This is a genomic window from Microvirga roseola (assembly GCF_020866965.1).
Lineage (GTDB): Bacteria > Pseudomonadota > Alphaproteobacteria > Rhizobiales > Beijerinckiaceae > Microvirga > Microvirga roseola.
The window spans coordinates 67,686-85,869 of sequence record NZ_JAJATX010000015.1; the positions used below are offsets into that span (position 1 = coordinate 67,686).

Below are 18,184 nucleotides of genomic sequence, written 5' to 3' on the forward strand. Positions count from 1 at the left end.
ATCTCAGCCAGATCCGGTAGCTGATCCCGTTTTTGCAGTACCAGCGTACGCACAGCAGGATGATCTCAACCGGAAAGCGGCGGCGCTTGAACAGAGCCAATGGGGTGGCTCCTTTACGGACCACCCCTCGTTGTACGGTCGAGGTTAACGCAACGGTCCCTGCGCAATCGTCACTCGCTGCTCAGTTCGAGTGGTTCGCCGCGGATCTTTGACCGGTGGTCGTTTCTTCGCCTCGACGAAAGTGCAGACTTGCGGCAAAACCGGCGTTATACGCTTAAGTGGAATCGCCTCCAGCATGAGCATTTTTGCTTCCATTGGTTGCAGCTATCTTTGAGATATGGCCGTGTCAAAGAACTCACTTTCCAGCACCTACGCTTGCCGACTCTACCGTTACCCGGCGAGGCTGAGACATCTCCTCCGTCCGGCGCATCCTGTGCCGAAGCCGGAAGAGGTCAGCGCGGTAGTAGGCGCGTGAGCATTCAAGCACCTCGCCCGCACCGGAATAGATAATGCGCTCCACGAGAATGAGCGGGTGGCCTACGGAAACGCTCAGCATGCCGGCGCGAAATTCGTCCGCTGTGATGAATTCGATAACTTCGTCAGCCTCCACCGCATCCACACCATAGAGCTTTTCTACAAGGGCATAGAGAGGCTGGGACAGATCAGTCTGAGGTAACCTGGGAGCGATGCGAACCGGGATGAAACTGGTGCGGAAGGCGGCTGGATAGCCATCCGGCGACAGGACCTTGCGGACCTTGTGCACCTGCTCGCTTGAGCGAAGCCTCAGTTTGGCGGTGATCCAATCTGGAGCGGGAACCGTCTCAACGCTGTAAACACGGATATGCTCAGGATCCTCCGCATCGAACCCCGACAGCAAGAAGTGCTCGGGGTCAGCGAGAGGCTCTGCTAGGCGGGATGCCAGAACGAAGGTGCCTCGCCCCTGCTGTTTGTGCAGGAGGCCTTCATCCACCAGTGCCGATATCGCTTGGCGAACGGTTATCCGGGACAAGTCATAGTACTCACACAACTCGACTTCTGTTGGAATTCTGTCACCCGGTTGAAGATCGAACGTCACTAGGTCGCGCAGAGCGTGCTTCAACTGAAGCCACAGAGGAGTACTGTCTGCCCCTCGCAGAGGATGGAGGGTGGGACTCGCCTTAGTCATTGAAGCGCACCTTAGAATTCCAGCAGTTGATAACGCTTGGCTGCCGCATGTCTTAATCAGCTTGACACCCGCAGCAACCCGCCTCTAGTCTCAGAACGTCATATTACGTCATATGACGTCATAACGATAAGAAACGAAATACACCTTTAATCGGAGGAAGCCAACTGTGAACAAAGCTGCAAGCTCAATCACCCGCCGCCTCGTGGTGCTGGGATTCGCCTCGGTTTCTGCGGTCCACATACTTGGCTACGGCCAGGGCTTTGCTCAGGGGAAGGCGCCTGAGGGTCCGATAGAGATCACTAGCGGCACAAGCCCAGGCGGCACACCCGACGTTCTTATGCGCCGCGCGGCAAAGATCCTCAATGAGGAAAAGATCATCACAAATCCCCTCGTTGTGCAGAACCGCACGGGTGGATCCTGGATGAATGCCGCCAATTGGGTACTCAACAAGAAGGGGGATCCCAACACGGTTCTCACCATTGCGCAGCCCATTATCACAACACCCATCACTCAGGGGCTGCCCACAGTCTATGACAAACTCACGCCGATCAGCATGTTCATTCAAGGCGACCTTGTTTTGGCTGTACGGCCCGACTCTCCGGCTAAGGACTTAAAAGGCCTTATCGATCTTGCCAAGCAGCGTGAGCGCAGCATTAAGGTTGGAGGCTCACAAGCAGGCTCGACCGACCATATGGTCACTGGTCTGCTTGAAAAGGCCGGCGGCGTGAAGTTCAACTACATTCCGTTCGACGGCGGCGGCGCGGCTCAGACTGCATTTCTGGGCGGCAACGTGGATATGATTGTCCTAACGCCAAGCGAAATCCTGCCACTCATGCAAAGCAACAAGGCCAGGCCACTAGCGGTTCTTAGCGAAGAACGCCGCACGGAGCCGGAATTCAAGGATCTGCCGACGGCCAAAGAACAAGGACTAGACGTCGTGTGGGGTCAATCGTGGGGTCTTGCCGGTCCGCCTGACACTGATCCGGCTGTCGTGAAGTTCTGGAATGATGCTATTCAGAAGCTCGTTGCGACGGACGCATGGAAGTCAGCTGTCAACGAAATGTTCCTGCGCAGCAAAGTGGTTCCTGCCAGCCAGGCTAAGGAGCACATGGCCAAGATGCACCAGGAGCACTTAGCTGTTCTTAAGGACATCGGTATGGCCAAAACCCAGTAAGGCAGACGGTGGCCGCCATGAGGATTGTTGATATCACCAGCGCGCTTGTGATGCTTGCTGTATCAGCAGGAGTTTACATCGCAACCCGCCACCTTCCTTACTGGGCGGACTTTGCACCCGGACCAGCCTTCGCGCCCTTTTGGATCTCGGCAGCGGGCGCCGTTCTTTCCCTCATCCTGCTTGTCGGCGCTCTGCGCCGACAAGCCAGCCCGGCAGGCGACTGGCCGGATCGCTCGGGCGCGTTTCGGGTTATTCTAGCAGCGGTGGGACTTTGGACCGTCGTCATTCTAGCCCCGCTTATCGGTTTGCTCCCTGTCGCGACCCTCTTCATGCTCTTCCTGCTCATCATCGTCGAGCGGCGGAGCATTCTGCCGAGCCTACTTACAGTCGCAGTTACCATGGGCCTTGTTTACGGCGTGTTCTCAGCCTGGCTCGGGATTGCTTTTCCCAAAGGCATGTTGGGCATTTAAGGTCAGCAGGGGGTCACTTATGTTGGATACGCTGCTTTCCCTCGGGCACGGGTTAGATGTTGCGCTTGCGCCAACAAACCTCCTGTTTATTTTCATGGGCGTTTGTCTCGGGCAGATCATCGGCGCATTGCCTGGGATTGGCCCTTCAGCCGGCATGGCTCTCCTTCTGCCCATTACCTTCGGTATTCCGCCCGCAACGGCCATTATGATGTTGGCTGGTATCATGTATGGGGGGATGTACGGAGGCACGCTTACTTCGGTGCTGGTCAACGTGCCAGGCGAAGCCGCAAGCGTGATGACGGCCGTCGACGGAAATCAACTGGCGCGGCAGGGCAGGGCGGGAGCAGCGCTTAGCGTGTCTGCAATCGGGTCTTTTCTTGCTGGGATCGGCGCGGTACTTGCCCTTGCCTTCGTAGCTCCGGCTCTAGCAGAGTTTGCTCTCCGGTTCTCATCACCCGAGTATTTCCTCCTAGCAGCCCTCGGCATTACTGCTACTGCAAGCATCGGTGCCGGCTCACCGCTCAAGGCGCTGCTGATGGCAGTGCTCGGACTGGTTATCGCCTTGGTCGGCACGGATCCTATTCTAGGCTCTGCACGGCTTACATTCGGCACATCGGAGCTTCTCGACGGCATCGATTTTCTGCCAGTGGCTATCGGACTGTTTGGTATCGCCGAGGTTTTGAATTCCCTAGAGCGCAGCTTTGATACCAATCCTATGAGGACCCGCCTCAAAGATATGTGGTTGAGTGCCAAGGACTGGGCTGATTGCAGAATGGCTATCCTACGTGGCGGACTTGTCGGGTTCTTCGTCGGCCTTATGCCAGGTGCCGGTCCGACAGTGGCTGCCATCCTCGCCTATGTGACGGAAAAGCGCTTCAGTCGCCATCCTGAACGCTTCGGAAGCGGCGCGCTGGATGGTGTGGCGGCATCGGAGTCGGCGAACAATTCTGCTGCGCATGGGGCTCTCATCCCGATGCTGGCTCTTGGAATTCCAGGCTCCGCATCGACGGCAGTTCTATTAGCCGCGCTAGTGATGCAGGGTATTCGTCCAGGACCCGCGCTGATGACTGAGCAGCCAGATCTCGTGTGGGGTCTTGTGGCCAGCATGTTCATCGGAAACGTCTTCCTGCTGGTGCTCAATCTTCCCCTCGCGCCCCTTTTCGCCGCTCTCTTGCGGATTCCCTACGAATATCTTGCACCCGGCATCCTCGTAATTTCCCTCATTGGCGCTTTTGCTACTTCGCTCAGCCTTTTTAGCGTCGGCCTCACTCTCTTCTTCGGCATGATAGGGTACCTGATGATCAAGGCCGATTTGCCTCGGCCGCCACTCGTACTTGCGGTCGTTCTGGCTCAGTTGATGGAGTCCTCTCTACGGCAGTCGCTTATGCTGTCGGAGGGAAGTCTCATGATCTTCTTCGAGCGTCCTCTCTCTGCCCTCCTGTTCCTGCTCGTGCTTGCCTCCCTCGCCCTTCCCGCAATCAATGCTTTCATGAGGGTGCGTAGGGAACGCCATCACCACAACTCATCTCAGTTCACGTTCACAGCAAAATAGGATTCAGCGATGTCCGTTCGTACCATCGACGTCCATGCCCATGTGCTCACCGAGGAAATGATGCGCCTCATGCGCAACGAGGCGCCCGATATCGGGTTTACCTTGAGCGAGGTCGATGAGCAGGGGGGGGTGCTTCAGGTGGGGAGCATCACTCAGCGCCCCTTCCCTCGGGGAGCTTGGGATCTCGAACTGAGGCTCAGGCACATGGATGCGGCCGGGATCGATATGCAAGTGTTGTCAGTCTGTCCGCAAACTTTCCTGTACGACCGGGATCCTGCGCTAGCCGAAAAGCTTTCACAGATTCAGAATAATGAGATTGCCAAGATCGTTGGCCAGCACCCAAATCGCTTTCTTGGCATCGCCACCCTACCCATGCAGGATCCCGAGCGGGCCGTTAAGGAATTGCGTCGTGCTGTGACTGAACTGGGCTTGCGCGGAGCACAGATCGGCTCGCACGTCGAGGGAAAGAACTTGGACGATCCAGCGCTCGAACCCCTCTGGAGTGCTGCTGCCGAACTTAATGCCTTCATTTTGATCCACCCGCAAAAGATCGCAGGCGGCGATCGGTTGAAATCTTTCTATCTCAAGAACCTGATCGGCAATCCACTTGATACCACGATCGCAGCTGCATCTCTGGTCTTCGGCGGCGTTCTCGAGCGCTATCCCACCCTTAAGTTCTGTTTCGCCCATGGCGGCGGCTTCATGCCCTACCAGGTCGGGCGCATGAATCATGGATGGTCCGTGCGGCCTGAAGGGAAGGTCAGCCTAAAGAACCCGCCGGAGGAGTCGATCCGCCGGCTCTACTTCGACTGCATCCTCCATTTCGAACCCGCTCTGCGCTATCTTGTGGAAACATTCGGGGCCGACCATGTCCTGCTCGGAAGCGATTATCCGTTCGACATGGGCACGATGGATTGCGTAAACCAAGTGCGCACCCTCGACGTGCCGGTGCTGGATCGCAACACCATTCTTGGGACGGCGGCAGCCGAAATCCTGGGGGAGCCCCAATCCGTGGTTCTGCAAGCGGCCCAGAGCGCCTGATCGAGCCATGCTGGAGACGCCTGAGGAGGGGCATGGTGCTTCGGCCCAGGCCGTCCGCTCCATGTTTTCTCCTCCGGTGCCGAAAAGCCCTCCCTACCGTTGGATCATTCTCGGTATCGGCGTGCTGGCGCAGGCCGCGCTTGCCGCTCTCCAGCACGGACTGTCTGGGCTGGCTCCGGTGCTGCGCTCAGACTTCAGCCTCAGCCTCCCTGAAGTGGGCCTGATCCTCGCCGCTGCAAACTGGGGTATCATGAGCACGCTGCTCCTTTGGGGCAAGCTTGCCGACCGCTGTGGCGAACGCGTCGTCATCGCTGTCGGGCTCGGAGCGTCCTCGCTTGCCATCCTGGCGGCGTCCTTCGTCCAAACGGCGGATGCTTTCATGGCATGGCTCTTTCTGGCCGGGGCGCTCGGCTCTGCCGCCTCTGCCGCTTCCGGACGAGCTGTCATGCACTGGTTCACGCGGGCCGAACGGGGGCTCGCCCTCGGCATACGCCAGATGTCGATCCCCCTGGGCAGCGCGGTCGCGGCGGTGACTCTGCCTGTGATCGCAGCCGCCGCAGGTGTCGGCGTAGCCCTCGCGGCCTTGGCGGGAGCTGCCTTCTTAGGAGCAGTATGTGCGGCGTTGTGGTTGTCTTCACCGCCTGCTGGCGCAGCGGACAGCCCTCGTAGAAGCGACGTCTCGCCCCTGAAGGACAAGCCACTCTGGCGTCTTGCCTTCTGCGCAGGCCTCCTGGTTTGCAGTCAGGTGGCCATGAACGGCTTCGTTATCATCTTCTTGGCTGAGTATCGCCGAGTGGAAATTGGCCTCGCAGCCCTGGTTCTGGCGATCATCAATATCGGGGGAGGCGTCGGGCGTGTGCTGGCCGGGCGGCTCTCGGATGTTTCGGGACGCCGCATTCCACCTATTCGCAGTCAGGCACTGTTCATGGCGGTTGCTCTCATAGCTTCCGCGCTTCTCGTCAATGCTCCGTTGGTGCTGCTCGTTCCGGTTCTCATCACGGCGGGTACTCTGGCGATCAGCTGGAATGGTCTTGCCATAACGGCCGCAGCCGAGATGGCGGGGTATGCCCGGGCCGGCACTGCAATCGGTCTTCAGGGAACTGTGATCCGCCTTGTCAGCGCAGGCGCCGGAATAGCCTTCGGCTTTATCGTCGAGCAAACTGGCTCGTGGACAGCAGCCTTTGTCGCGCTCGGCGTGCTGCCTCTGGTCAGCTACCAACTTCTGGCTCCCCTCGCCGAAGAAGAGGAGAGGCGGCTTGGGCCCAAGCCGATATCCGCCGGTGCGTCGCCACCTTGAAATAGGGTGGCGTTACCACTCGAGCGAAGGGTTCCTGCTCCTGTGATGTTCACGCAGCGAACCAGTCTCTGCCATGATCGCAAGGACCGCACTGAAGAAACGCATAAACTTGAACGAGCGGGTTTTCGCAACTGGGGCTGAGGCGAGGGCAGCGCCGGTCGACATTGTGGTCACTCCAGACTAGGCGAGGCATTATCTTGCAGAGCCTTTACGCTTGTGCGGCGCGTCACGCAATATGTTGCATTGCATCACAGTTATGCGTTTTTCGTTCGCCAGCTGTCGAGACGGTGAGGTTATCCGAGGCGAGGAGACAATCATGCCTTCCAGAGCGCGTTGAGACGCTGAGCTTCTTCCTCAAGGACGTCGAGAAATTCGTGAGCCGCTGGAGAGAGAGGCTGGCGGGCAGGCTCGATCAACACGAGATCGGTTTCAAGAGGAGGATCGGCGAGGGGGTTCACGCAGAAGCCTCGGCTTACGATGTCGTTAGCCATCATCACACCGGGCAAGATAGTCACCCAGTCGGTATTGGCCACGAGATCGAGCGTCCCGAGCATGGCATCGAGCTCTAGCAGCCGGTCCACCTTCACGCCGTTGGAGGAAAAATACGTCTCCAGTCTACTCCGGCGGGTGTTCTGCCAACTCGGCAGGATGACCTTGATCGCTCCCAGATCCGAAAGGCGGATCGGCGCGAGATGCGGCACATCCAAGTGGCCGCTGGAGACCAGGATTTCCGGAGTCTGCACCAGCAAACGGCTTTTCAGGCCCACAGTCTCGGCGAAGGCTGGGACAATAGCGAAATCCAACTCTCCCGCTCGGACCTGCTGGGTGAGCAGCGCCGAATAAGCTTCTGTGACGCGTACGACCACGTTGGGGTGTCGGTCCATGAACCGAGCCAGCGCCGGAGCCATAGCGCACCGGGTCACTGTGGGCATCAGCCCAACGGTGATTTCTCCATCTAGCCCGGCGCTGAACGTCATAAGCGCCCGAGACGCAGCCTCGTTGCTTCTGAGCACCTCGATGCAGTGCCGGTAATAGCTGTCCCCGGCAGGTGTCGGTGTCACGGCTCCGTTGCCCCGGGTGAAGAGCCTGACGTTGAAACGATCCTCAATCTTGCGGATGTGTTGCGAAACCCCGGACTGGGTTGCACTTTCCCGCTCGGCCGCCGCCGTAAAGGACCGTTCCTCATAAACGGCGACGAACAGGCGCATGTCACGCAGGCTCTCAAGCATAGGGCTATCATAGATTATAATAACAATGAGCAGATCTTATCATTTTATCCACTGGCACGTCCAGATTACCGTTCTACTCGAAATCCATCCTCCCATCGCCCGAGCCACAGAGGTCGGCAGCCAAGGATGCTCCTATCGCATGTCCTATCCCCTGGGTGCCTACAACGTCGCCGATCCGGTACACCTTCGTCAGGCGCTCGGTCGCTTTGCAACTGGCGTAACGGTCATCACGACGCGCTCTCCTGGCGGGAAGTTAGAAGGACTGACGGCGAATTCGTTCTCGTCCGTTTCGCTCGATCCTCCGCTGGTTCTATGGAGCCTCCAGAGACGGGCACCGTCGCTTGAGAGCTTCAAGAACTCCGGTGCTTTCGCCGTGAATGTGCTGGGAGCTCATCAGCACCACTACTGCAAGCACTTCGCAACGCCCGCCCCGGACAAGTTCCAGAGCATTTCCTATGGGATCGGCTTCGGCGGCTGCCCTATCCTCGATGACTGTATCGCTCGCTTCGAATGCTCAATGCACAGCGTTGTGGAAGGTGGCGACCACCTGATCTTCATCGGTCGCGTGGAGAACGTGGTCTACGGCGATGGCGAGCCCCTGATCTTCAGCGCGGGGTCGTTCTGCGTGCCGACCCGCTTTCAGAAGCCCGACAGCGCCAACGACACCCAAACAACAGGCCAGAAGGCCGCAACGCACAGGGAACGCTGCTCATGAAGCTGGGATTCTTCACAATGCCGATCCATCCAGTCGGCCGCAATCTCACCGAGACGCTCAAGGAGGATCGGGAGCTGGCGCTGATTGCCGACCGGCTCGGTTTCGTCGAAGGCTATTTTGGTGAGCACGTCACAGATGCGGCCGAGACGATCACGTCGTCCCTGATCTTCATCGCGTGGCTTCTATCCGAAACGAAGAACATCAAACTGGGCTCTGGTACCATCAACCTGCCGAACCACCACCCCGCCATGGTGGCGGGCGAGGTGGCCATGATCGACCACATGGCGGAAGGGCGCTTCATCATGGGCGTTAGCCCGGGCGGCCTTCTCTCTGATGCCGAGGTTTTCGGAAACCTCGACAAGGACCGCACGGCCATGTTCCTCGAGGCCATCAACCACATCATCAACATCTGGACCCTGGACGCGCCCTACAACCTTACAGGCGAGTACTGGAACATTTCCACGGGGCGTACGCTCCTACCGGAGCTGGGCCAAGGCATCATCAACAAACCCTATCAGCGGCCTCATCCACCCATTGTAGTCACTGCGGTCGCGCCGTTCTCGAAAGGCGTTACTGAAGCCGCCGCGCGAGGCTGGGATCCGATCTCCGCTAACTTCCTCCTGCCGCAGTGGGTCAAGACCCACTGGCCCAGATATGTGGAGGGCTGCGAAAAGGGCGGGCGCCTCGCCAATCCGGCAAACTGGCGTGTGGCCAAGAGCATCTTCGTGGCCGAGGACATGGACACCGCGCGCCGCTACGCCACCGAACCCGATAGCCCATATTATCATTACTATCGGTCCCTTGCGACGAAGCTGGTCAAAAACGGCCGCGCAAACCTTTTCAAGAGCGATCAGAACGCACCTGACTCGTCTGTCACCGTGGAGAGTGTCATCGATCAGCTGGTCATCTGGGGCACGCCGGAGAAAGTGACGGAGGATCTGCTAGCCTTCCGCGACCAGATCGGCGATTTCGGCACGCTTCTCTACGCCGGGCACGACTGGGCGGACCGTAACCTCGCGATCCGGTCCATGGAACTGATGGCTGAGAAGGTCATGCCGGCGATCAACAGCGCCACGGCGCCTGCAACTGTTGCCGCGTGATGCCGATGCAGCAGGAAATGCACATTGCCGTCAACGGCACGAAACTTCGGGTGCTCATCGACGGCCAGGAGGGTAAGCCGTGGCTCACGTGCCTGCACTCCCTCGCGACCCGGGCGGAGCTCTGGGAAGAACAGATGGAGGAGCTGACGCAGGATTTCCGTGTTCTTCGCATCGACGCCAGAGGGCACGGTAAGTCCCGGCCTGTGCAGGGGCCGTACAACTTTGATCAACTGGCCAAGGACGTGGTCGCTGTCTGGGATCATTTCAGAATCGAGCGGTCTGCTGTGCTCGGCCTGTCCATGGGCGGCATGACGGCCTTCGGGCTGGCCCTCAACCACACCTCCCGGGTGACGCGTGTCGTTGCGGCCGATTGCAGGTCCGATGCGCCGGATTTCTTCAAAAACATGTGGGCTGAGCGGCAGAAGGTTCTGGCCGAGAAGGGGATGGAGGCCATCGCCGATATTACCATCCCGACCTGGCTGACGGAAGACACCCGCAATACGCGCCCTCACCAAGTGGAGCGCGTGCGTGGCATGATCCTCCAGACCTCCCGCGAGGGTTATCTCGGCGCGACAGAAGCCCTGCGCGCTTTGGACTACAAGAGGCGTCTGGCCGAGATCCGGTGCCCGATCCGTCTCGTGGTCGGATCGGCGGATGGTCCACACCCGGCTGAGATGCGCTCCATGGCGGACCTGATCCCCGGTGCGCAGCTTGCCGAGATTCCATCTGCAGCACATCTTGCCAATGTGGAAAATCCTAAGGCGTTCAACAAGGAAGTCCGGGCATTCCTGATGGAATGAAACCCCGCACAAGGAGGAAGATCATGGTTCGCGCTGCAATCGTCGGCCTGGGGTGGTGGGGCAAGCATATCGTGCGCCACATGCAGGGCTCAGAAAAGCTCAAAGTCGTGGCCGCGCTCGAAACGTCGAATGCCCAGGCATCCTTCGCGGCTGAGCACGGCCTGCGCTTCACCACGGACTGGAACGAGGTTCTCAGCGACCCGGATATCGACGCCGTGATCCTCTGCACACCTCACTCCCTGCACACGCAGCAGGTTCTGGCCGTCGCCGCGGCCGGCAAACACGTCTTTTGCGAAAAGCCCCTGGCGCTCACCCGCGCGGATGCGGAGATGTCGGTGGAGGCCTGCCAGGCTGCGGGCGTCAAGCTCGGCATTGGTCACGAACGCCGCTTCGAGCCCGCCGCCGTGGAAGTGCGCCGCATGGTGAAGGAAGGCGTGCTGGGAACCATCATGCATGTGGAGGCGAATTTCAGCCACGACAAGCTCGCCAATGTTCCCGACACCGACTGGAGGGCTTCCCCCGTCGATGCTCCCGCAGCGGGCATGACCGCCATGGGCATTCACCTAACGGATCTCTATCTCGATCTGTTTGGTCCGATCAGCGAGGTTTACGCCCAAACTGCGCAGCGGGTGTCGAAGCGTCCCAACGGTGACGTGGTGTCCGTGCAGATGCGCTTCGCGTCGGGGGCGACGGGTTACATCAACGCCATTCTAGTCACCCCACTGTATATCGGGATGACCGTCTTCGGATCCGAAGGGTGGGTCGAGGTGCGCAACCACACCCATCCGGACACACCGGGTCTGACGACGCTCACCTATCAGAACCGCAACGGACACACCGACGTCATCGAGTTCCAGTGGGAGGATTCCGTGCGGGCCAATCTCGAAGCCTTCGCCGACAGCATCCAGAATGGAGCGGAGTACCCCATTACGGACGAGCAAAAGGTAGCGAACGTCGCAACCCTTGAGGCGATCTGCCAGTCGGCGGCGAGCAACATGCCCGTGCGGATCGAAACCTCGACCGGCGCGCGCCTGCGCTCCGTCGCAGCCAGCGCGTGAGAGACCGCCCAATGCTGCAGGCCGCCGAAGCCGATCTTTCCGCACCCACAGTCGAGGAACGCTACCGCAAGCTCGACCGCAATGCGCTGAGTCCTGAGCAGCAGCGCATCTTCGACATTGCCTGCCCGAGAAACGGGCAGGTTCCCGCGCCTTTCCACATCTATCTCGAAAGCCCGGAGCTCTGCCAACTTGTGCAGGCGCTTGGTGCCTTCTGCCGCTACAGGACAGGCTTGTCGCCGCTGCTCTCGGAAACTGCGATCCTCGCGACGGCAACCCACTGGAGGGCTGAATACGAGTTCGAGGTCCGTGTCGGGGAGGCCGCCCTGAGGGCCGGCGTGCCCGAGAGCGTGGTGGACGCCCTGAGGCAGGGCAAGCCTCCCGTGATAGAGGATGCGGACGCGGATCTGATCTACCAGTTCTCGTCTGTCTTCTACGAACAACAGGATGTGCCGGACGACCTGTTCGCGGAGGCGGTCTCTCGCTTCGGGCGGAAAACGGTCGTCGAGCTCGTCGGGGTGTTGGGCTATTATTCCATGCTGGCGATCGCGCTGCGGGTCTTTCGCGTGCCGGCCTTCGGGTCCGATTGATCCGTGAGAGATTGTGAGCCGATGCGGCGCAAGAGCGATAGCAACAGAGGAGGGGAATGCCCATGAGGCAGATCGAGGTTGGCGTGATCGGCACAGGCTGGGTCGGAGGCATCCGGGCCGAAACGCTGGCGCGGTCCGCGTTGGTGGACAAGCTGCATATCTGCGAGATCCGGCTCGACCGTTTGGCCGAGGTCAAGGCGCTGACGCAGCCTGCGACCGCAACGCTCGACTACCAGGATATCGTCACGAACGACGGGATCGAGATCGTCTTCATTTCCACTACGCCTGAGCCCACGCATTTTCCCATCGCCCGCGACTGTCTGAAGGCGGGCAAGCACGTCATGCTCGAAAAGCCCATTGCCCTCGAGCTGTGGGAGGCGGATGAGCTGATTGCGATTGCACGGCGCAACAACGTCAAGTTCACCATCGGCTATTCCCAGCGTTTCAACCCAAAGATCGCTTACGCCAAGAAGAAGATCGCCGACGGCACCCTCGGCAAGGTCGTCAACGTGATGGTGAGCCGCCACCTCTCCCGCAACCTGGGCAAGAAGATTGCCTCGCGCGTGAAGCTGTCGCCTGCCGCGATGGAATCCACTCACGATCTCGACTTCGTGTTCTGGCTGCTCGAACCGGCCAAGCCCGTGCGCATCTACTCGCAGGGCGCCTATGGCTGCATGCAGCCGCTCAACGGCTCCTACGACTGCATGTGGAGCACGGTCACCATGGACGACGGTACTCTCGTGGTGATCGGAGGTGGCTGGAACCTGCCGCCGAGCTACCCGAACTACAGCTCCACCTGGATCGAGATCACCGGCACCGAAGGGGCGCTGATCCTCGACGACACCCATCGCGACCACTGGCTCAATACGGTGGCGGAGGGGACGCGCTTTCCCATGTCGACCATGCCGGGCGAGCAAGTGGATCATGTGTTCGCGGGGCAGATGGGGCCGGAGACCATCCACTTCATCGAGTCCGTTCTGCTCGATCGGCCCGTGATGGTCGCGCCCGAGCATGCCCGCATGGTGATGGAATCCTACACCGCGGCCGATCTCTCGGCGGAGATCAACGAGCCAATCACTCTGCCGCTTTCAAACAACGCGATTTCGGCCATCGCAGACATCAAGGGAGGGAATATTGAAAAAGTCAGCTAAGGGGATCGGCCTTGCGATCATCGGCGCGGGCCGCGTCGGCCTGTTCCGGGGCGAGGTGGCGGCGCGCCATCCCGCCGTCGAGTGGATCGGAATCGCCGAGATTAATCCCGAGCGGGGCCGGGTAGTGGGCGAAAAGGTGGGTGCCGACTTCGTCACCACGGATTACCGAGAGCTTCTGAACAGGCCGGAGGTGAACGCGGTCATCATCGCGACGGACGAGCACCTTCACGTGGCTCCCATCATGGCGGCGGTGGAACGCGGCATCCCGATGCTGATCGAAAAACCCCTTGCCACCGATCTCGGCGAATCCGCCAAGGTCCTGCGCGCCATTGAGACTGCCGGGATCGACGCCGTCGTCGGCTACACCCAGCGCTTCCGCCGGAAGTGGCTGTCGGCCAAGGAGAAGGTACGAACCGGGGCCCTCGGCGACGTGACCCTCGTGACTTCCCGCGCCTTCATGAACCGTCTGGTGGCCATCGACAACTATAAGCGCACGGACGATCCTTCCACCATCTCGCCTATGGTGATCTCGGGCACACACGCCCTCGACATCGTCATGTGGTACATGGAGGCAAAGACGCCGGTCGAGGTCTATGCCCGCTCGGTGGACAAGGTGCTGGGGCCTGAATACGGTGGCATCGACGCCACCGCCGGCATGATCATGTTCTCGGATGGAAGCGTATACCACCTCAACATCTCGTGGGCCCTGCCGGTCACGTGGCCAGGCGCAGTCTATAGCCTGGAGGTCGGCATCAACGGCACAGACGGCGTGATCACCATCGACGACACCCACCGCGACATTGTGATGGCCGTGTCCAGCCCGCAGGCGGAAGGCTATGCCCCGGACAAGAGCCGCCTTGTCGATTTCCTCGGCAGCTATCCGCCGGGCGACATGGCGCTCGGCGAATTGCGCGGGCCGATGCGGGAGGAGACGGATTCGTGGCTCGGCCGCGTGTCCCTCGGCCTGCCCACCCAGGCGGCCACAGCCGCGGAGGCGCATCGCAACCTCATGCTCACCAAGGCGCTCGATCTCTCGGCGCAGCTCAAGCGCCCGGTGCAGCTCCCCCTTGAGCCGGAAGTGGGGCTGGCTGCAGCCTAAGGACGGACAAGGGAAAGGCCGGCCCTGGTGATGCCAGGGCCGGCCTTCTCATGAGGCAAGAGCAGATCGCCGGAATTAGAAGCCGTGGACAGCCTGTCGCGTATGTTCGACCTCCGGCGGCCGCTCGAAGCAATGGCCCACGAGGTTGCGCCATTCCTGGAAATCCGCCGAGTTGCGGAAATCCACCACGTGGTTGTCGAGGGTCTCCCATTTGACAACCAGGCGGTAGCGGCTTGGCTTCTCAATGGAGCGCTGCAGTTCCATGGCGATGCAGCCCCTGGCGCGCTGGAACAGCGGTGCGGCCTTGGCCACAGCGCTCTCGAACTCAGCTTCCATTCCGGGTTTCACGTCGATCTGTGCGATCTCGAGGATCATCTGAGTTTTCCTGTCTTACGGGACGCAAACGGTGCCGGAGGCTACGCCTGGAGGGGAGGGATACCAAGGCGGGATGCCAGATCGTCGAGCTTCTTGATCAGCTCGGGCGAGAGGGGAACGCCATCGCGGGAGCGATTGCTCAGCCGGGCCTTGCGGTCCTCGCCGGGAATACGGATCCGGTCGAAGCCGGGCAGGCGCTTGGAGGCGTGCAGATCCTTGAGGTGGCGGTCGACCTCGGCCTTGAAAACATCAAGCGGCGTGAAGCGCGCCACGTCGATGGCCACAATGAACTGGCCCGTGTTGGTCTCGGCCGTGGCGTCGGCGTTGAAATCCACCACATCCTTGCCGAAGGCGGCCCCGTTCAGGGTTCCGGCCAGCAGCCCGAGAATGAGCGCCAGACCGCTGCCCTTATAGCCGCCGATAGGCAGCAGGAGGCCCTCATTGCTGCGCTTTGGGTCCGTGAGAGGCAAGCCGTCGGCCCGGTTGATCATCCAGCCTTCCGGGATGCTCTTGCCCTGAAGGGCATAGTTCTTGATCGTGCCGTAGGACACCATGGTGGTGGCAATGTCGAGCAGAACCGGCGGCTCGTCGCCGGCCGGGATACCCACCGCCAGCGGATTGGTGCCCAGCAAGGCCTCGACACCGCCCCAGATCGCCATGTGGTTGGCGCTGGCCACCGCCGAGTACAGGCCGATCATCCCATGCTCCACGGGGATGGAGGCATAAAGAGCCGCGGGCCCCGCATGGTTCGACTGATGTGCCCCGACCCAGGCGACGCCGGTTTCCCGCGCCATCTCGACCGCCGCTTCCGCCGCCCTGGCCATCACGAGGTGTCCCATGGCATTGTCCCCGTCTACGAGGGCCGTTGCGGGAGCCGTCCGGTTCACCTTGATGGCGGGTGTCGGATTGATGCCTCCCGACTGGATGCGCCGAACATACTGGGGCAGGCGGAAGATCCCGTGCGCATCCGCGCCGGTGAGGTCGGCGAGGGTCATCAACTCCGCGACCTTCCCGGCATCCGCCTCCGGCAGGCCGACCGTTTGCAGGGCGTTCTTGATGAAGGCCTGGATGGCCGCGCCGGCCACGGGGGCGGAGGTCGGCGTTACCGCCGCAAGGGAACTCATTCGGTGCCTCCCTTTATGTGCTCCGCCGAGATGCTGCGGGTCTTGCCTGTTGCGATCAGCGTTCGGGTCGCATCCACCGACGCATAGGTCCAGAAGATCCGCATGGGCTCCGTATCCGAGGCGTTGCGGAAGCGGTGGGGGACATCGGCGGGGAGCCAAGTGGTATCCAGCGGCCCTAGCTCGTGCTCCACCCCGTCGATCTCCGCGATGGCACGGCCTTCGAGGATCATAACGCTTTCCTCACAGTTGTGCTTGTGCAGCGGGATCGCGGCTCCGGGCTCGAAGGATGTGATCCCGTTCAGGATGCTGGTCGAACCGGTCCTCTTGTTCACAAGAGGAATAGTTCGTGCGCCACCTCCGCGTTCGGCAGCCTTGATCTCAGCGGGCCGCAGGACGGCGCCTGAGGAGTGTTTCGTCTCACTCATGATGCTTCTCCGCTTCGGCCCGTCACTCGGACAAAGTTACCTTGTTCTTATCCTGTGCTGGTCCGATCCAGACTGACTTGATGTTCGTGAACTCGCGAATCCCGAACGCGCCAAGCTCGCGCCCATATCCGGACTTCTTGATCCCGCCGAAGGGCAGGCGCGGATCGGATGCAACCATGCCGTTGATGAACACGGCCCCAGCTTCTATACGCCGCGCCAGACGGCGAGCGTTGTCAATGTCGCGTGTCCACAAGGCCGCGCCCAAGCCGAACTCAGTCGTGTTGGCGAACCGGATGGCTTCCTCCGCGTCTCGCGCGCGAACCACGGCGGCAGCGGGACCGAAGGTTTCCTCGGCGAAGGCAGGCATGTCGGGAGTCACGCAGTCGAGAACCGTGGGCTCGTAGAAATAGCCCGGCCCCTCCATAGGCCTCCCACCCAGTTTCAGCTCTGCGCCTGCCGCAACTGTGCGCTCAACCTGGGAGTGTAACTCGTCCCGTAGGTTGGCTCTCGCCATGGGACCAATGTTGGAATCGCGCTGCATGGGGTCTATGACCTTGAGGGCCTTCACATGGGAGCACAGGGCTTCGACGAAAGCGTCCGCAACGCTCTTTTCAACTATGAAACGCTTGGCCGCGATGCAACTCTGCCCAACATTCTGGAATCGGGCGCGGGTGGCCACGGCTGCGGCCTCCTGCACGTCCGCGTCAGCAAGCACGATGAAGGGATCCGAGCCGCCGAGTTCGAGCACTTGTTTCTTAATGTGGCTCCCGGCTTGGCTTGCCACTAGGCTTCCGACCTCCGTCGAGCCGGTAAGGGTGACCGCAGCGATGCGTGGATCGGCGATCAGGCCCTCGACCGCAGAGGGGCTGATAAGAAGAGTGCGGAAGAGACCTTCCGGGGTACCGGCCTCTCGAAGAACCTCCTCGATAGCGAGCGCGCACTGAGGCACGTTGCTGGCATGTTTTAAGATCGCGCCGTTCCCTGCCGCAACGGCCGGGGCCAGAAACCGGAAGAGCTGCCAGAAGGGATAGTTCCAGGGCATGATGGCCAGGACGACGCCTAAGGGATCGAAGACGACGGCGCTCTCTGTCGCATTACTCGGGATGATCTCGGGGGCCAGGAATTCCTCCGCCTTCTCGGCGTAGAACTCGCAGTTCCAAGCGCATTTCTCGACTTCCGCCTCCGCCTCAAGGATCGGCTTTCCCATCTCGGCAGTGATCAGCGCGCCGAACTCCGCCTTGCGGGCCCGCAGCACCTGGGCGGCCTTGCTGAGCACACGGACCCGTTCAGAGACAGGGATCTCTGCCCAGGCGCGCTGCGCCCGCGCGGCCTCGTCGAGCGCACGCGCGATATCGTCAGGTCCGTGCTCGTCAAAGCTTCGAAGAGTCTCGCCAGTAGCGGGATTTATCGAGTGGATCTTCCGTGTCGTCCCAGCAACCTTTTCAAGCATGACGCTTCTCGTCCTCCCTAAAATCTTGGCGTTCAACGGAGTGTATTCGACGATGCGAGTGAGTGGCGCGGCCTTTGCTCGGACGAACGGGGCAGGGGGCGTGGTGCTGTGGCGTCGAGCTCCTCATGCTGCAGGCATATCGCGTTCCTCCGAACTCACCATAATGTCATAAGACGTATTGACACTACCGATCTAATCCACTGAGTGTCAAGCGCTTGGGTAAGACCTTTCGGAAAGCTCATTGCAACCAGCATATGATGCCGATTGACAGCTCATGACCCAGGCGGCCAGATACATGCATCCTAGGGAGAGCGCCGAAATGTCTGTGAACATCTCGCAGGATCTGAAATCGGGAGCGATGTTCTACCATCA

At 60.6% G+C, this 18,184-nt stretch carries 18 protein-coding genes; 12 read left to right on the forward strand and 6 right to left on the reverse strand.

Annotated elements, in window-relative coordinates:
• Positions 1 to 355: 355 nt before the first annotated feature.
• A complete protein-coding gene (locus LG661_RS11735; RefSeq protein ID WP_230532085.1) occupies positions 356 to 1,075 on the reverse strand; it encodes a GntR family transcriptional regulator in 720 nt (239 codons plus the stop codon).
• Positions 1,076 to 1,331: 256 nt separating this feature from the next.
• Between LG661_RS11735 and LG661_RS11740 the strand changes: the two genes are divergently transcribed.
• From LG661_RS11740 to LG661_RS11760, 5 genes are read left to right on the forward strand one after another with little or no spacing between them, the layout of a single operon-like run.
• On the forward strand, positions 1,332 to 2,339 hold the full coding sequence (locus LG661_RS11740; protein ID WP_230532086.1) for a Bug family tripartite tricarboxylate transporter substrate binding protein: 1,008 nt from the start codon (positions 1,332 to 1,334) through the stop codon (positions 2,337 to 2,339).
• 17 nt (positions 2,340 to 2,356) lie between these two features.
• On the forward strand, positions 2,357 to 2,809 hold the full coding sequence (locus tag LG661_RS11745; protein WP_230532106.1) for a tripartite tricarboxylate transporter TctB family protein: 453 nt from the start codon (positions 2,357 to 2,359) through the stop codon (positions 2,807 to 2,809).
• A 19-nt stretch (positions 2,810 to 2,828) separates the two neighbouring features.
• Complete coding sequence (locus LG661_RS11750) at positions 2,829 to 4,361, forward strand: tripartite tricarboxylate transporter permease (RefSeq protein ID WP_230532087.1); 1,533 nt, start codon at positions 2,829 to 2,831, stop codon at positions 4,359 to 4,361.
• Between the two features lie 9 nt (positions 4,362 to 4,370).
• The gene (locus tag LG661_RS11755; protein ID WP_230532088.1) at positions 4,371 to 5,402 is read left to right on the forward strand and encodes an amidohydrolase family protein; all 1,032 of its coding nucleotides are present in this window, start codon (positions 4,371 to 4,373) and stop codon (positions 5,400 to 5,402) included.
• 7 nt (positions 5,403 to 5,409) lie between these two features.
• On the forward strand, positions 5,410 to 6,699 hold the full coding sequence (locus LG661_RS11760; RefSeq protein ID WP_230532089.1) for an MFS transporter: 1,290 nt from the start codon (positions 5,410 to 5,412) through the stop codon (positions 6,697 to 6,699).
• 314 nt (positions 6,700 to 7,013) lie between these two features.
• Here the strand turns inward: LG661_RS11760 and LG661_RS11765 are convergent, their stop codons facing one another.
• On the reverse strand, positions 7,014 to 7,928 hold the full coding sequence (locus LG661_RS11765; RefSeq protein WP_230532090.1) for a LysR family transcriptional regulator: 915 nt from the start codon (positions 7,926 to 7,928) through the stop codon (positions 7,014 to 7,016).
• Positions 7,929 to 8,067: 139 nt separating this feature from the next.
• Here LG661_RS11765 and LG661_RS11770 point away from each other — a divergent pair, with 139 nt between their 5' ends.
• From LG661_RS11770 to LG661_RS11800, 7 genes are all read left to right on the forward strand, one after another.
• Positions 8,068 to 8,643: a flavin reductase family protein gene (locus tag LG661_RS11770; protein WP_230532091.1), complete on the forward strand. Its 576-nt coding sequence runs from the start codon at positions 8,068 to 8,070 to the stop codon at positions 8,641 to 8,643.
• A complete protein-coding gene (locus LG661_RS11775; RefSeq protein WP_230532092.1) occupies positions 8,640 to 9,743 on the forward strand; it encodes an LLM class flavin-dependent oxidoreductase in 1,104 nt (367 codons plus the stop codon). The genes LG661_RS11770 and LG661_RS11775 overlap by 4 nt, the downstream gene beginning before the upstream one ends.
• 17 nt (positions 9,744 to 9,760) lie before the next feature.
• Positions 9,761 to 10,543: an alpha/beta fold hydrolase gene (locus LG661_RS11780; protein WP_230532093.1), complete on the forward strand. Its 783-nt coding sequence runs from the start codon at positions 9,761 to 9,763 to the stop codon at positions 10,541 to 10,543.
• A gap of 23 nt (positions 10,544 to 10,566) precedes the next feature.
• A complete protein-coding gene (locus tag LG661_RS11785; protein WP_230532094.1) occupies positions 10,567 to 11,601 on the forward strand; it encodes a Gfo/Idh/MocA family protein in 1,035 nt (344 codons plus the stop codon).
• Entirely contained in the window at positions 11,598 to 12,188 is a 591-nt protein-coding gene (locus LG661_RS11790) for a carboxymuconolactone decarboxylase family protein (protein ID WP_230532095.1), read from the forward strand. The genes LG661_RS11785 and LG661_RS11790 overlap by 4 nt, the downstream gene beginning before the upstream one ends.
• Before the next feature lie 62 nt (positions 12,189 to 12,250).
• Positions 12,251 to 13,339: a Gfo/Idh/MocA family protein gene (locus LG661_RS11795; RefSeq protein WP_230532096.1), complete on the forward strand. Its 1,089-nt coding sequence runs from the start codon at positions 12,251 to 12,253 to the stop codon at positions 13,337 to 13,339.
• Positions 13,323 to 14,438: a Gfo/Idh/MocA family protein gene (locus tag LG661_RS11800; protein WP_230532097.1), complete on the forward strand. Its 1,116-nt coding sequence runs from the start codon at positions 13,323 to 13,325 to the stop codon at positions 14,436 to 14,438. Before LG661_RS11795 ends, LG661_RS11800 begins: the two co-directional genes overlap by 17 nt.
• A 75-nt stretch (positions 14,439 to 14,513) precedes the next feature.
• Here the strand turns inward: LG661_RS11800 and LG661_RS11805 are convergent, their stop codons facing one another.
• From LG661_RS11805 to LG661_RS11820, 4 genes are read right to left on the reverse strand one after another with little or no spacing between them, the layout of a single operon-like run.
• Positions 14,514 to 14,813, reverse strand: coding sequence for an antibiotic biosynthesis monooxygenase family protein (locus LG661_RS11805; protein ID WP_230532098.1), 300 nt, complete (start codon positions 14,811 to 14,813; stop codon positions 14,514 to 14,516).
• 41 nt (positions 14,814 to 14,854) lie between these two features.
• The gene (locus LG661_RS11810) at positions 14,855 to 15,937 is read right to left on the reverse strand and encodes an Ldh family oxidoreductase (RefSeq protein ID WP_230532099.1); all 1,083 of its coding nucleotides are present in this window, start codon (positions 15,935 to 15,937) and stop codon (positions 14,855 to 14,857) included.
• On the reverse strand, positions 15,934 to 16,362 hold the full coding sequence (locus LG661_RS11815; protein WP_230532100.1) for a cupin domain-containing protein: 429 nt from the start codon (positions 16,360 to 16,362) through the stop codon (positions 15,934 to 15,936). The genes LG661_RS11810 and LG661_RS11815 overlap by 4 nt, the downstream gene beginning before the upstream one ends.
• A gap of 22 nt (positions 16,363 to 16,384) precedes the next feature.
• A complete protein-coding gene (locus LG661_RS11820; RefSeq protein ID WP_230532101.1) occupies positions 16,385 to 17,812 on the reverse strand; it encodes an NAD-dependent succinate-semialdehyde dehydrogenase in 1,428 nt (475 codons plus the stop codon).
• Positions 17,813 to 18,184 lie beyond the last annotated feature (372 nt).